This window comes from Mesorhizobium sp. M0833, assembly GCF_040319905.1.
Lineage (GTDB): Bacteria > Pseudomonadota > Alphaproteobacteria > Rhizobiales > Rhizobiaceae > Mesorhizobium.
This window is the reverse complement of the sequence record NZ_JAMYOQ010000041.1, coordinates 1-14,375: the sequence shown is the minus strand read 5'-3', so window position 1 is coordinate 14,375 and position 14,375 is coordinate 1. Positions and strand designations below refer to the sequence as shown.

At 59.7% G+C, this 14,375-nt stretch carries 12 protein-coding genes and 3 pseudogenes; 3 read left to right on the top strand and 12 right to left on the bottom strand.

The window, feature by feature from the left end; genetic code table 11:
* Positions 1–19: 19 nt before the first annotated feature.
* Positions 20–209: pseudogene (locus NKH98_RS29280) on the top strand (multicopper oxidase domain-containing protein); the annotation flags it as partial.
* A 5-nt stretch (positions 210–214) separates the two neighbouring features.
* Here the strand turns inward: NKH98_RS29280 and NKH98_RS29275 are convergent.
* From NKH98_RS29275 to NKH98_RS29225, 11 genes are all read right to left on the bottom strand, one after another.
* Positions 215–1,087, bottom strand: coding sequence for a DUF2182 domain-containing protein (locus tag NKH98_RS29275; protein WP_352903722.1), 873 nt, complete (start codon positions 1,085–1,087; stop codon positions 215–217).
* Positions 1,088–1,091: 4 nt separating this feature from the next.
* Positions 1,092–1,730: a DUF1326 domain-containing protein gene (locus NKH98_RS29270; protein ID WP_352479367.1), complete on the bottom strand. Its 639-nt coding sequence runs from the start codon at positions 1,728–1,730 to the stop codon at positions 1,092–1,094.
* A 354-nt stretch (positions 1,731–2,084) separates the two neighbouring features.
* Positions 2,085–2,369: a DUF982 domain-containing protein gene (locus NKH98_RS29265; protein ID WP_352903721.1), complete on the bottom strand. Its 285-nt coding sequence runs from the start codon at positions 2,367–2,369 to the stop codon at positions 2,085–2,087.
* A 21-nt stretch (positions 2,370–2,390) separates the two neighbouring features.
* Entirely contained in the window at positions 2,391–2,696 is a 306-nt protein-coding gene (locus tag NKH98_RS29260) for a DUF982 domain-containing protein (RefSeq protein WP_352479369.1), read from the bottom strand.
* Between the two features lie 1,072 nt (positions 2,697–3,768).
* Positions 3,769–5,970: a xanthine dehydrogenase family protein molybdopterin-binding subunit gene (locus tag NKH98_RS29255; RefSeq protein ID WP_352903719.1), complete on the bottom strand. Its 2,202-nt coding sequence runs from the start codon at positions 5,968–5,970 to the stop codon at positions 3,769–3,771.
* Positions 5,971–5,973: 3 nt separating this feature from the next.
* Complete coding sequence (locus NKH98_RS29250) at positions 5,974–6,432, bottom strand: (2Fe-2S)-binding protein (RefSeq protein ID WP_352739852.1); 459 nt, start codon at positions 6,430–6,432, stop codon at positions 5,974–5,976.
* 298 nt (positions 6,433–6,730) lie between these two features.
* Positions 6,731–6,967 carry a DUF4917 family protein gene (locus NKH98_RS29245; RefSeq protein WP_352903771.1) on the bottom strand — a complete coding sequence of 79 codons (237 nt, stop codon included), beginning with the start codon at positions 6,965–6,967 and terminating at the stop codon, positions 6,731–6,733.
* Between the two features lie 629 nt (positions 6,968–7,596).
* Positions 7,597–9,057 carry a mannose-1-phosphate guanylyltransferase/mannose-6-phosphate isomerase gene (locus tag NKH98_RS29240; protein WP_352903717.1) on the bottom strand — a complete coding sequence of 487 codons (1,461 nt, stop codon included), beginning with the start codon at positions 9,055–9,057 and terminating at the stop codon, positions 7,597–7,599.
* Positions 9,058–9,112: 55 nt separating this feature from the next.
* On the bottom strand, positions 9,113–9,274 hold the full coding sequence (locus tag NKH98_RS29235) for a hypothetical protein (RefSeq protein ID WP_352479197.1): 162 nt from the start codon (positions 9,272–9,274) through the stop codon (positions 9,113–9,115).
* Between the two features lie 152 nt (positions 9,275–9,426).
* Positions 9,427–10,416 carry a nodulation protein NodZ gene (locus NKH98_RS29230; protein WP_352903715.1) on the bottom strand — a complete coding sequence of 330 codons (990 nt, stop codon included), beginning with the start codon at positions 10,414–10,416 and terminating at the stop codon, positions 9,427–9,429.
* A 533-nt stretch (positions 10,417–10,949) separates the two neighbouring features.
* Positions 10,950–11,246: a hypothetical protein gene (locus NKH98_RS29225; protein ID WP_352903713.1), complete on the bottom strand. Its 297-nt coding sequence runs from the start codon at positions 11,244–11,246 to the stop codon at positions 10,950–10,952.
* 806 nt (positions 11,247–12,052) lie between these two features.
* Between NKH98_RS29225 and NKH98_RS29220 the strand changes: the two are divergent.
* Together NKH98_RS29220 and gmd are read left to right on the top strand one after the other, a co-directional pair.
* Positions 12,053–12,369, top strand: a pseudogene (locus NKH98_RS29220) (nodulation factor ABC transporter ATP-binding protein NodI); the annotation flags it as partial.
* Between the two features lie 131 nt (positions 12,370–12,500).
* Positions 12,501–13,571, top strand: coding sequence for a GDP-mannose 4,6-dehydratase (gmd, locus tag NKH98_RS29215; RefSeq protein ID WP_023718702.1), 1,071 nt, complete (start codon positions 12,501–12,503; stop codon positions 13,569–13,571).
* Between the two features lie 124 nt (positions 13,572–13,695).
* On the opposite strand, the pseudogene NKH98_RS29210 reads toward gmd, so the two are convergent.
* Positions 13,696–13,974 (bottom strand): annotated as a pseudogene (locus NKH98_RS29210) (integrase core domain-containing protein); the annotation flags it as partial.
* Positions 13,975–14,375 lie beyond the last annotated feature (401 nt).

The window sequence follows — 14,375 nt, the reverse complement described above, 5'->3', positions numbered from 1 at the left end:
AGCTCCACTCCAGCGGCTCGCGACAGAGACGATCCGCGTGAAGGTCGGCGAGACCCTGAAAGTGCGTTTCATCGGCACCAACAACGGCTTCATCCCACGCCATGCACATCCATGGCGGGCTCTTCGAGGTGGTCACCCGCGACGGAGAGACGATTTTCCCTTCGGCCCGCTTCCTTGCCGACATCGTTAATGTCGGGCCGAGCCGTCGTCGGCGCTACCCTGCCATCCATGGCATCGCCACCGCGCCGCTCGCCACCGCGATGCCGAGTGCGAGCAACGCGATCCCCACCGTCGCCTCGAAGCGGCGGCCGCGCGGCAACAGCTTCTCGACGAAGACGACCAGCGTCAAAAGCAGCATCCAGGCGAGGCTCATGACACCGGCCGCGACCAGAACGGCAAACAGCGCCCAGCAGCAGCCGAGGCAGTACAGGCCGTGCCGCAGCCCCATGCGAAGGGCGCCGATCCGCCCGTCGCGCCAGTGCTCGGCAATGAAGGCCAGTGGCGAGCGGCAGTGCCCGAGGCAGATGTGCTTGGCCGCCGTGAACTGGTAGAGCCCAGCCGCTGCGAGCGTCGCGCCGAGCGCGAGCGGCGCCCAACGCGAACGCTGAGGCGGATCGAAGCTCATCGCGATATCGCTGCCGAGCTGGACCAGCGCATACACTAGAAAGCCGGCTCCAGCCCAGACGAGGATATAGCCGGCGACGAAGATCCAGGTCGGAACTGCAAGGCGGCGTTCGCGCCTTGACTGTGCCGACGCGAACATGAAGATCATCGGCATAGCAGCAGGCAGCATCATCGCCGCCATCATCACGGTCCATACCGCGAGAAACACGGCGGCGTTGCCGATCGACCAAGGCTCGGCGGCGATGCCGCCCATCGCCATGCCGGCCATACCCTCCACGCCTCCAATCCGTCCGCGCACGGCAATGCCCATCGGCATGTTCATGCTGAGGGTTTGGTAGAGCGTCACCGCCCAGGCTGCCGCCGTCAGGAGGGCGAGGGAAGCAAGCAGGCCGAGTGGCACGCCGCCCTGCCTTCTGACAAGCGGCGGCAAGGAGAACCGGCCGATGGCGCGTGGGTCTGCCACCGCCTTAGCTCGGGCCGGTCCACTCGAACGGTATGTGCTTGCTCGAGCGGGCAGTGCCCGTCCAGTCGAGGCCGAAGCCCTTGGTGCTGACCTCGACGGAACGGCCCCAGGTGGCAACCTGGCCGGGACCGACCTCGGAGCCCGGTGGGTTGATCGTCTGCACGCGTTTGCCGGGTGGGGTAGTCGGCCCCGAAAGCGCTTCCGCACGCCCGACGACGCGGCCAGGGATCTCGACCCGCCAGGTGGCGAGGTCGCCCGCCACCTCGAAGGCGATCGGCACAAACTCCATGCCGCGCATTTCGCCAATGTTGGCGGCAAAGCCCGCCGGCCAGCCGCCGGCCTGCCCGCCGAAGATGGTCTGCAGCGCCTCGCGCTGCTTCTCGTTGGCCTTCTCATCAAGGTACATGCCCATGACGGCCTTTGCCTCGCCGGCCCAGAGATTGCCTTCGAACTCTCCGAGCGCCACCAGCGTCAGGCCGTCGAGCTTCACGTCGCCGTATTGGCCCTCACGCACGTGCCAGGCGAGCACGCCCTGGCAGTGATTGCCGGTCGGCCGCTGTGCAAATTCGCAAGGACAAGGGATGTCGCAGCTGCAGATGTCGAACCAGTCGCCTGCGAGCCGCCATCGAGGAACTGCGTTCATGGCTCTTACTCCCGAGAACTGATGGGGCAAGATTACTCCATCGGCGCTCGCGGCGCCACGTCTTACCTAGGCGGGGTAATGGGCCGCTAAGCGGGCGGCTCACTTTGCTACGGCGCTTGGGTGGCGCGCTCCGCTCGCGGGTTGCTTGGCGGTCCGTTACCCCATCTAGTCAGCGAAACAGGCGCAAGGTCTGACAGCTTGTGACCTTAACCTTGCTCACCGCCCAACCCAGTGGAGTGCGGTGCACATAGAAACCGCCAGCAAACTCTGCCGGCGCATCGACGCGCGCGTTTTCGCACGGCGCACCTTTTGGGCGGCGGCCCGATGGCCACCGCCTCTGAAACCGCCCGCGGATCAAGCTTGCAGAACCTGCCCGGTAGTGGTGACCGGCGGCATCATTCCGTTTTCGACCAGGATGTCTTTCTTCCTGGCGAACTGCACGAGAACGCCGCGCGCCGTCTCCGCGTCGATCTCGCCGGCCAATGCGGCTTTACAGGCGCGGATCGCAGCCCTTTGTTCAGGGCTGTTCCCGCACCAGTCGGTGACGAACTGGTAGGCATCCACGACCGAATTCAGCTGCCTCGGGAATCCGAGTCCGACCCAGACGCGAACGGGCTTTTCGAAGGGCTGAGAAAGCATGATTTCCTCCCTCCGAAACGGTCAGGCGGCAACGCCGCCCGTCTCGCCCGACTTTGCGGCTGCCACCCAAGGCATCGCCGTTGCGACGTCCTCGAGGATCTTCACGGAGCGGGCAAAGCCGGCGAACGCATCCCGCGCGACTTTTAACGGTATGAGACCGTCGTAGGCGCGGTGACACGCGCGCTTTGCCGTTTCGTAGATCACGCCTCGCCGATGCTTCGGCCATTCGTCGAGAAAATCGAAAGCATCCTCAAGACAGGCGATCTCTTGAATGAGACCTTCCGCGGCTCTCACGAACACGGGACTCTCAAATGTTCTCTCGCTCATCGAAACCTCCAATCTTTGAACGATTTCAGGTGGTTGAGGATGGTCGCCCCAGCAATCGGCAGCAACCTGCGGAAAATATGTGAAGGCCGATTTTCGACGTCAAGACCGCATGAAGCCGGTGCACTATCAGACAAAAGTCGTCCGTTACGACGGACACGGTGAGTGCTACTCAGGCGACGGCCCGCTCGGTCCAGCCGGTGGGTTGAACGAACGTCACTCGCTTGGTCTATGGCACACGCTCACCCTCTGCGCAGAACGCGGACGAGATCGGCCTCTTCTCCTGTCCTATTTTCACGCCGCAGCCGCCCTTTTGCCGCACTGGGCAGTCCGACCCGTGGAGAAGTGGATCCGGATCAAGCCGTGCAAGACAGACAAAAGCAAGGTGTCCAGCCAGCCGGTTGTGGTCGAATTGCCGCCGCTGCCGGAGCTCGAGGCCGAGCTTTCCTGCGCACCGGCGGGCAATGGCAGCAGGAGCCAATGGTGGGCCCGGAGGGTATTCAGAAAGCCATAAAAATCAATTGGTAAGAGATCAGTGGGACTTCAGAGCATTCAAATCTTTTCCAATGTTTTTCAATGTTGTTGTCCCACTCAGAAGTGCCTCAGTCCACCAAGCCGACGCACTGAACGCCTCACTCGGAAGGGAGGTTTGCGCAAGGTGAAAGGAAGATCGCGTCGGTGTGCAGCCTTCCTGAGAAAGGTCGCGGTAGAGCCAACTGCTGACGCTCAGCGCGAAGACATCAATGTCCTGTTATGGGGCCGTCAGAGGACCGGCCGCTTCTCGCGCCCAGAAAGCGATAGCAGACATGCAATAGGTGGTACAAAAGTCTCTAGCGTGACCCTTTCGAGACATTTTCGTACGGCATTTGCGTCTCGAAAGCGGTTCTTCAGTGCTACCAGCACCAACGACCGTCTGCGGTCGTTCAGAACACGGGTTACCGTCTCTAAACCGGATAGTGGACCGGGCAGCCGCCGGAAAATTGATCGAATGGAGGTGATCGCCTGTCAGGAGGCGTTCAAAAACGACCTACGACCGCGATCTTCATCGCGGCCGTTTTCATGGTGTCATTCCCGGCTATGCTGACAAGTTCTTTATGATCGGCAGCTTGCGGATCGTCTTGCCCGTCGCCGCCCGTAGCGCGTTGGCGACGGCCGGGCCGATCGGCGGCACACCCGGCTCGCCAACGCCCGTGGGCGGCTCGTCGGACGGCACAATGTGCACCTCGACGCGCGGCATCTGCTCGATCCTGAGCGGCATATAGGTGTCGTAGTTCTCTTGGTCTACGACACCGCCCGTCAGGGTCAGCTCCTCCTGGAGGATCGCGCCTAGCCCGAAGCCGATACCGCCCTCCATCTGAGCGCGGATCTGGTCAGGATTTATCGCGGTGCCGCAATCTACCGCGCAGACGACGCGGTCGACTTTGAAATCATTTCCATCGTTGAAGGTGATCTCCACCACCTCGGCGACATAGGTCGAGAGGCTTTCATGCAGGGCCACGCCGCGGAAACGGCCTTCCGGCAGAGGCTTGTCCCAGCCTGCCTTCTCAGCAGCCAATTTCAGCACGCCGGCATGCCGTGAATGGTGACCGAGCATCGACAAGCGGAAGTCGACCGGATCACGGTTCGCAGCGGCGGCGAGCTCATCAATCAGGGTTTCCATTGCGTAAGCGGTGTGGGTGGAGCCTACCGAACGCCACCACAGCACTGGGATGTTCACGTCCGTGGTGGTCAGCTCGACCTTCAGGTTCGGGATCGCATAGGGCAGGTTGGTGGCGCCCTCCACGGAGGTCGGATCGATGCCGTTCTCGATCATCGCCGCAAAGGGCGAACCGCCCGCGATCGATTGGCCCACGATGTGGTCATGGAGAGCGACGACATTGCCTTCCTTGTCGAGCCCCGCCTTGACTGCGTGCACATAGGCCGGCCGGTACCGCCCACCCCGCATGTCGTTCTCGCGGGTCCACTGCACCTTCACTGGCTTGCCGGGTCCCAGTGCACGCGCTGTGGAAACAGCTTCGATAATGAGATCTGCGTCCGAGACCGCTCGGCGGCCGAAGCTGCCGCCGGTCTTCATCACGTGCAGCCTCACCTTGTCCGGCGTGGTGCCGCCTACTTGAGCGGCAGCCGCCTGATAAAGGTCGGGCATCTGGTGTCCGCCCCAGACGTCGATGGTGCCGTCTTCGTTGATTCGGGCGGCCGCGTTGAGTGGCTCGATTGAAGCATGGACAAGATAGGGGAATTCGTAGTGCCCTTGGATGACTTTCTCAGCACTGGCCAACGCTGCTGGAGTGTTACCGTCGTCGCGCGCGGTGGCCGCGCCCGGATCGTCTGCTGCCTTAGTGTATTCGGCCATGATCTCGGCCGTGCCGCGCCTTTCGGCCTTCTCTTCGTTCCAGGTCACCTCCACGAGATCGCGGCCCTTGAGCGCCGTCCACATGTCCCTGCCGACCACGGCAATGCCGCGCGGCGTCTGGACGACATCGACAATGCCGTCGAGTGCCTTGGCCTTGGAGACGTCGAAGCTCTCGATCTCAGCGCCGAACTTCGGCGGATGGATCATAACGGCCGTATTGAGTCCATCCATCTTGAGGTCGATCGTGTAGGTCTGCGCGCCATTGGTCTTGCCGGCGGAATCGTAGCGCTTGAGGCTGTCCGATCCGATCTGGGCCCACTTGTCGCGCGGCTTTAGCGGCACGTCGTCGGGAACCGGTATTCCCGCTGCGGCTTCAGCCAGCTCACCGAAGCGCGCCTGCATCCCTGAGGCGTGCGACACGACCCCGGAAGCGACTGTGATCTCGCCGGCTGGCACGTCCCACCGCTGCGCCGCGGCCGCCACCAGCATGGCCCGTGCGGCAGCACCCGCCTTGCGGTAGCGCTCCCACGACGAGCTCATCGACGTGGAGCCACCGGTTCCCTGCGCGGCCCCGCCCCAGGCGAGATTGCCGTAGAGCGCGGTATTGCCATATCCGCCGACCACGTGGACCTGCGCCCAGGCGCCGTCGAGCTCTTCCATAACCAGGGTGGCGATGCCGAAATAGGAGCCTTGTCCCATCTCGAACTGCGACGAGTGGATGACGATTCGGTTCTCCGGTGTGATCTCGACATAGGTCTGGAAGGGGTTCGCCTGGACCGCTGCAGGCGTCGTTTGTGCGTTGGCGGGCGCGGCCATCATTAGCCGGTAGCCCACGGCGAGGCCCGCGGTGGTGACGGCCGTGCCGAGGAGGAACTGGCGGCGCGTGGGCCCCACGGCATTATGCTTCGGGAGAAACTGCAACATGCCTCAAGTCTCCAGCCGGTTGGCGGTCTCGTGGATGGCCGCGCGGATCCGATGATAGGTGGCGCAGCGGCAGAGATTGCCGCTCATCGCCGAATCAATATCATCGTCCGTCGGCTTCGGCGTCGCTGTCAGGAGGGCCACGGCCGACATGATCTGGCCAGACTGGCAATAGCCGCATTGAGGTACGTCGAACTCGGCCCACACGGCCTGGACCGTTTCGCCGATCTTGCCCGACACGCCCTCAATGGTGGTGATCGAGGCTCCTTCGATGTCGCCGACTGCGGTCTGGCACGAGCGCGTCGGCATGCCGTTAACGTGAACCGTGCAAGCGCCGCACTGGGCAAGGCCGCAACCGAATTTCGTTCCTGTGAGTCCGATGCCGTCACGGATCGCCCAGAGCAGCGGCATCTCTGGATCGACGTCGAGTGTTCGCGCCTCGCCATTGAGGGTAAAAGCGACCATGGCTTGCTCTCCTTGTCCTGAGCTGGCTATCTCGTTGCCCCTCCGCCCGGCTAGAAACCCGACTCTTCTTGCTGAGGCATAGCGACCACAGACTAGGATCGCGCAGCTCGAGCAACAAGCCGCTAGCTGGCAATCGCGAGATCGTGAAGTGGCTCGTGTCGAAAGGCTGGAGGCAACTGAATGTCATTTTTGGGCCGACCGGCCGGTCAGTTTCCGGCTCGATGACCTGGTTGGCAGTCATTCCGCTTCTAACCCTAAACCCCAGACATGAACTGTAGCAGCATCATAAAAGACGACATCAAGCGGCGATTTTTCGTTGCGCTGCACCGCTTAGCTCGTTCGCGTGGTTCATGATCCGCTGGTTATCCGCGGATGCTGGTTCACCATAGATGCCAACACAGAGCTTGCGAAACTTGCCACGCGCTATGCGGTTAAGGATGTGGTCGTCATTCGTAGCGAGCGAATGGCCGAAAATGAAGAAGCAATGGCTGGCGGTCTTCACATTCGCGGTGAACTGCTTGAAGCCTTGGTACAGGTAGGCATTGTGACGGATCTTCGCCTTCTTCTGGGCGCTGGTGGGCTGATGAAGGGCGGCTTAGGGTCATGATTTCCGGTTCATCGCGCTGCAATGACCGATGAGTCACAGACGCTGCATTTCGCGCTAGACCGCAGCTGCGGTATTCTCGATCATACGCTCACCCATCCTATTCGCACCTCGTTGCCGCCGTTCGCCGCACCTATCGATCGGAGGCTTCCAGCCTCGCGATAGCCGCGCTATGCGGCTGCACACAACCTGACGACGAACAGGAGCAAGATTGGACATACAAGCCAGCACAAGATCGCCCTCCCCCTGTCCTTGCTCGTTTTCATGCGAAAATAATCAACTGAGTGCTGCGGGGATAGCGAGGCCGATTTGGCCCACTTCAGAGCGAAGTCGGCCATAAGCCATTGACATTAAACATTTTGGTGGGCGCGGAAGGTGCTTGGAAAGTCAGAAATATCAAAGGCTTAGAGTGGGACTGCGTTGCGTTACTACGCTCTCCGGTCTTTCCGTTTGATTTGTCCCACCCTGATGCCGATTGCGGTCATTCGCCGCTGCCTTGGTCAATTCCCGATTCCACAAGCATCCGGTCCTGAGTGGGCAGACGGCCTTCCTAGTGGCAATTAGCCAGCGACACGTTGACCTTTCTCGTCATGCGCGGGTGAAATCTGCGTTCGACCATATACGTCGTCGAAGCGAACGATATCATCCTCGCCGAGATAATCGCCGCTCTGCACTTCAATGATCACCAGGTCAATTCTGCCTGGGTTCTCCAGCCGATGCTTATGGCCGCAGGGGATGTAGGCTGATTCGTTTGTCGCCAGGAACAACTCCTGCTCGCCATTGACGATTTTCGCGGAGCCGCTGACCACGACCCAGTGCTCCGAACGATGATAGTGCATCTGCAGGCTCAGCCGCCGACCGGGCTTCACCTCGATGCGTTTGATCTTGAAGCGCTTGCCTTCCTCAAGAACCGTGTAGGTACCCCACGGCCGGTGTACCGTGCTATGGACCAGGTGAGCTTCATGTCCTGAAGCCTTGAGGCCCTCGAACAGCTTCTTGACGTCCTGAACGCGGTCGCGGGATGCGACAAGCAAAGCGTCCGGGGAATCGACGATCACCAGATCGCTGACACCGACCGTGCCGATGACGCGCTTGTCGGAGCTCACATAGCTGCCGGTCGTGTCGACCATATGCACATCGCCGCGTATCCTGTTCCCGCTTTCGTCGGGGGCGATCAAATCGGCCATTGCGTTCCAGGATCCGATGTCGTTCCAATCCATGTCGCAGGCAACCACGGCAAGTTTGTTCGTCTTCTCCATGACAGCGTGGTCGAGCGAGATTCGCGGGGCGGAGCCGAAATGCTCAGGCGCGAGTTCGATTTTGGCAAAGCCTTCGCCTTGACTGAAGCGCCCGTTCTCGTAGCTGTCGGAGACGGCCTGGATCACCGCGGGGCAATGCGATGCCATCTCGTCGAGCATGGTTTGTGCGCTAAAGCAGAAAATGCCGGCGTTCCAGAAGAAGCGCTTGGACGCGACATAGGCTTTGGCTGTGTCCAGATCCGGTTTTTCAACGAAACGGACGACTTTCTCACCATCCGCTTCGATATAGCCGAATGCCGTGTCCGGTCTGGTTGGGGTGATGCCCAATGTGGCGATCCGCCCGAGCTTCGCATGTTCGATGGCCCGGCACATGACGTCTAAAAATGCAGGCAGGTTGCCAACCATGTGATCGGCTGGGAAGACGCATAGAATCGCGTCAGGGCCTTGCGTTGCCTTGGCATGGATGGCGGCTGCCGCAACGGCTGCGGCCGTATCCCGGCCTTCAGGCTCGAGCAGAAAGGTGCGTGGCAGGACCACGGAATCTAGTTCGTCGAACTCGTCCTTGGTAAGGAAGAGGTGTTCCCCAGATGTCACGGCGACGAGTTCCACTACGCCCTTTATCGAACCGACGCGCAGCACAGTGTGCTGAATGAGAGAATGTCCATCTGCTACTTTAAGGAAAGGTTTGGGGTGCGATTGCCTCGAAGCGGGCCATAGCCGCGATCCGGCTCCACCGCTGATGATGACGGGAACCACTTTCATTAAACAACCTCGATTTCGTCTCTGGACGTCATTGCCCGCGCCCTTAGCGTCAGCGTCACGACCGCCGTCGCTCTAGGATGGTCTTGCGGCGCTCCGAGTAACAGCGAAGTTCTGGCGCGTTGCCGGACGGCCGCAGATGAATGATCTCGTCATTCTGTATTCGTGCCCTAAGGCCGTTGGTTTCATCGACGTCGGCAACAGTCCCGAATGGAGCCAAGAACTGCTGCAGTGTGTCCGGATCCTCAAGCCTGCGGATCAAGCTGAGCAGCTGCGGGACATTTAGCGTATGCCATGGCCCGCCTCTCGTGGATTGCGGTCGATGTCTCTATGCCTGTTCGTTCCATTTGCCGAATTGCCCAGGTAGCCGTCTTAATCAAGATGAGAGATTCTTTGGCTGCCTTCTATCAAAATCAAACGACTTGGGTCCTTCAGATCGAACTCAATTACCCGCGGTACGAAAAGGCGTGCATATCGTGTAAAGGCGCTCGTCGGAGGAAACCGAATTACAGTATCGCAGCGCCCGAGAAGATACATCTCAACGAGGGCGGAAATTGCGCCGTCGATCCCAAGTGCTGCAGTGTGTAAGGGGCCGTCTTGATCGGATCGGAAATGCTTGGGGACGGTGAGAAGATCGGGAAACCTGGCCGACAGATGATCCAGGATTTGCGCGCTGTCCGTGCACAAGAACAGCCGCACAGGCTTGGGGTGCGGTAACGCTTTAGCCTTATCAACCGCAGTGCACACTTGTCGAACGGCGAACTCCGGATCGGCCCAGTAGGGCGCATGGTCCATGATGTCTTCACCGTTACCATGTCGAACATGAACCCCGATGATGCTGTGCCCCTCAAAACATTCTTGGTAAATGGCATCTATGCGTGTTTGAATTTCAGACCGAGGCTTGACACTCTGGAAGACCTGCCGCTCGGCATCCTCATCGCAGCGCCACATCAAACAAGCGTCACACACTACTGTGTTCGCTTCGACATCGTGTTCGGCCTGAAAGAGCTCGCCCAACTCGTCGCGCTCTTGGAAAATCTGCTCATCTGGGCGGTAAAGGCAGTCGATCGCTGGCCTATTCCACCACTCCGGGAAGAATGGACCCGGGAAGGAAAAGTCGTTGATCCGGTCGTCGCAAATAGCCGGTACGCCAGCGATGTCATTGATCGGTTGGAAGAACACCGGAAAGGCATTTGTGAAGGGTTGGTCGAGATAGCAGGACCCGCGCCAGTCGACGGCTAGCGTTCGTCCCGACCGCTGAGCGTAGCGCCAAGCGGCCGCCAGCGACCACAGACAATCACCGAACCCCGTACGCCTCTGAGAGACGACGAACCTGCGCTTTACCAATCCACTGACCTGCATTTTCGGAAATCTCGTTTCAGAGACGAGGTTGCATCTGGCTTGGGATCTCTTAATCGATACTAGTCGACCGTTACGCCGGGCAATTTGGTAGAGGCTGCGCGTGGGGCAGAAGAGCTCCCTCAGCACTGCCTATCCTTATCTCTGTGACGCTCGCAAATCTTGACGCCGGGTACACTCGCTTCCGGTTTAAATTCAGCGTTCTCTAATGCGCCCGGCGACATGTGTAAAATTGATTGCGTGAATGTGGCCCATCCATGTGATGGATACTAAGGCGTTCCTTGACCATGAGCCTCTGCTGACGTGGGGCCGCGCTTTGCTAAGCGAAACAGCCGGTCGAGGCAGTCCACAAAGTCCCTGTTCAAGTCCAATTCTTAACTGCCTCAACGTAACATGTCATTTGCGGGCGTTTCCTGAAGGACGGATGTGCAGGACCCGCCAGCCGTCGAATGTCAGGCGCAGGCCATCCACGTCATTTATGGCCATCATGGCGTCCGGTCCCATCGAAAGATGCGACACGGCGCCCTCTCACGCTTTCAAGTGCGCCAACATGGCGCAACTCCTGCCGGATAGCTTTCGAGCCGGCTGGACTGAGCGACTGGCACGCGATGCTGTGCGACGATGGCCGAGAGAGGAATTTTGGCGTCTGCAGCCATGTGGAGGATCGTTCCGGCGGTTCTGCGGGTTCTCGGTGTCAGAGCCGACACCTGTGCGAACCCGCTCTCGTCCGTTTTCGACAGGCCCTTGAGGTTCATGACCTGTTGTTCGCCGAGATCACCCGCCAGTTCAGCGATCCAGGTGAAGATCGGCACGCCTGTCGATGCGGCGATCATCGCCTCGGCCAGCGAAGATGATGAAGAGGGCCATTGGGTCAAGTACAAGCGCCGACCAGCGTTTCATTGCTTCAAAGCCCATTTCGGTGCCTACGCCGATACGGCCCTTGTCGAGGAGATCGCCGTCACGGCGCCCACACCGAGGACGGCAACGCCGTTCCTGATGCTCTGCTCGACAATCCCGGCGAAGTGTTTGCCGACAGCCCCTACCGAGGCAATCATCTCGGCGACGCGGTGCGCGCCAAGGGTGGAAGGCCGCGCATCGTCGCAACCGCTATGTGGGGGCGCGACGAGGCCGAAAGCTCGACGCCTGGAACCAACCGATCCACAGAATTTGTACTCGGATCGAGAAGATCTTCGGCACCTGTAGCCGGATGCGATGGCGAGGGCTGGCAAAGGCGGCCGTTCAAATTCGCCGCACTGCGATCGCCTACAGTATGAAACACAGTTTGATGGTCGCCTCGTCCCGCCCATCGTTGAAGCCCAGCTACCGTTTTCGGGCTAGCGCGCCCGAAATTCCTTGGAGGTCAATACGTAATGCCCTAACCGGCTTTTCGCCGCCGTCTCAGATGTGCGGTTCGCCCAAAGCCCCCGACTGCCACGAACTTTGTCTTCGCGCGGAGCGAACCTCGCGCCCACGACTTTGTGCCGCCGATGTGCCGCGCTGCCTGTCAAACAATCCATTTTATGGATGCACCTCATCCAAACAATCGATTTCACTGATCAAAACAATTTCCATTAGAAGACGCTGAAGCAGGCAAAGATTACTTGGTCAGCGCAAAAGAGGGATGGTGGAGTTCTAGTGTGGCTTGGACCCACATGCTCGCCATTTTATCTGGGAACGGCTACGTGCCCTGCTGGCGCAGGGCAATACGATTCTACTGGCCACCAACTTCGTGGAAGAAGCGGAGCGGCTATGCAACCGACTGTGCGTGCTTGAGAACGGATGTAGAATCCCAGAAGGGCGTCCTAACTCGCTGATTGATGAGCAAATCGGGTGCGACGTGATTGAAATCTATGTCGCTCACCCCGTGAGCTGAGTTCGGCACTCAGGCCGCATGTGCGACTTAGGCAGGTTAGCGGCGAGACTCTGTTTTGCTATGCCTCGAAGCCGGAGCAGGTGTGCTCGCTGGCTGACACTGTCAATGACGAGCTCCGCGCCGCATCTGTCGAAATCCTACCATAGGGTATGAGGCGGGCCGCCGGTGTGGCGAGCCAGATTCGAAACTTCAACTACCATAGAGCAGGAAGAAAATGGGCGAGAACAGGAAAGTTGCTCTGGTTACGGGCATAACGGGACAGGATGGTGCCTATCTCACGCGTCTTCTGCTGGAAAAAGGCTACGTCGTTCATGGGATTAAGCGACGTTCCTCTTCCTTCAACACGGGTCGCATCGAAGACATCTACCAAGACCCGCACGATCCCGATCCGCGCCTAATTTTGCATTACGGTGACCTCACTGATGCGACTAATCTCATCCGAGTAGTTCAGGAATCCCAGCCAGACGAGATTTACAACTTGGCCGCTCAGAGCCATGTCCAGGTGTCGTTCGAAACGCCGGAATACACAGCAAACGCCGACGGTATCGGAACATTGCGACTTCTTGAGGCGATCCGCCTCCTCGGTCTGAAGGACAAGACCCGCTTCTATCAGGCCTCGACTTCAGAGCTCTACGGCCTCGTGCAATCCGTACCGCAGAACGAAACAACGCCCTTTTATCCGCGCAGCCCTTACGCCGCCGCCAAGCTCTACGCCTACTGGATCGTGGTCAACTATCGCGAGGCCTATGGTATCCATGCTTCCAACGGCATTCTCTTCAATCATGAAAGCCCACTGCGCGGCGAAACTTTTGTGACGCGCAAGATCACCCGCGCCGCCGCTGCTATCTACCTCGGCAAGCAGGACAAGCTTTATCTCGGCAATCTCGATGCTCAACGCGATTGGGGCCATGCGCGTGAGTACGTGCGTGGTATGTGGATGATGATGCAGCAGGATCAACCGGATGATTACGTGCTGGCGACGGGCAAGACGACCCCTGTCCGCCAATTCGTCGAATGGGTTTTCGAAGATGTCGGCGTCGAGCTCGAATGGCGTGGTGAGGGAGTCGACGAAAAGGGCTATGATGTCGAGACCGGCAGATGCCTAGTCCAGGTAGACCCACGCTACTTCCGCCCCACGGAAGTCGATCTTCTCCTGGGCGATGCCACAAAGGCGAAGGAGAAGCTCGGCTGGGTGCATGAGACATCCGTGCGCGAGCTCGCCGCGGAAATGGTGCGGGAAGACCTAAAGGTCATGCAGACATCGGTAATCATGAAGGAAGCATAATGTACGATCTGAAGGGAAAAGCCGTGTGGGTCGCGGGCCACAAGCATGGTGGGCAGCGCTGTTGTAGGCCGCCTCGCGTCTGAAGACTGCAAAGTTATGGCCGCCCTGACGTTTCCCCCAAATTTTATCCAGTCGTGAGTTCGTTTCCGGGGGTGGATTTGCCCTGATGGCCGGTGGACGCGACGGGTGCTGGCGCGGAGCGTTTCACGTTGCGCAGCGCGAGCGACCGTCGCGGGTTGAAGGTCGATGCACATTCGTTGGGTGTCTGCCATCCGATGTGCGAGTGCGGACGCGCGCCGTTGTAATCGGCGCGCCATACATTGAGCCTCGCGCGGGCCTGGGCCAGGGACGTGAACCGCGTCTCGTTGAGGAGTTCATCGCGAAGGGGGCCGTTGAAGCTCTCGCGTTAGGGTCTTAGCCAACCTCCGACTGTGAACTCGCGGAAGCGATTTACAGCAAGCGCACACAGCAGCTCGTCCACGGCGTTCGTACATGAAGTTTGGAAACTTATAATACTGGTACACACCTCCATGGGGAACATCATCTCCAATATCTCAGCGATTACCGGATAGCTATCTGCCTTCACCTACCTCGGCCTAGTGCAGAATCTTGGCCGAATGAACTCGGCGCTCTTGCTGCACACCAACGGTCCGTCCGCGCGAAGTGCGATCATACCGCCGCAGCTTACCTTCAAATCCGGCACTGGCGAGGATCTAGCAGGCTTCTCTGATTGGGGTCGGTGAGGTCAAGCGTTTCCTGTCTTTTTTCCGGACCATGTCGCCCCGCGGGTCACTCGCTTCTCTT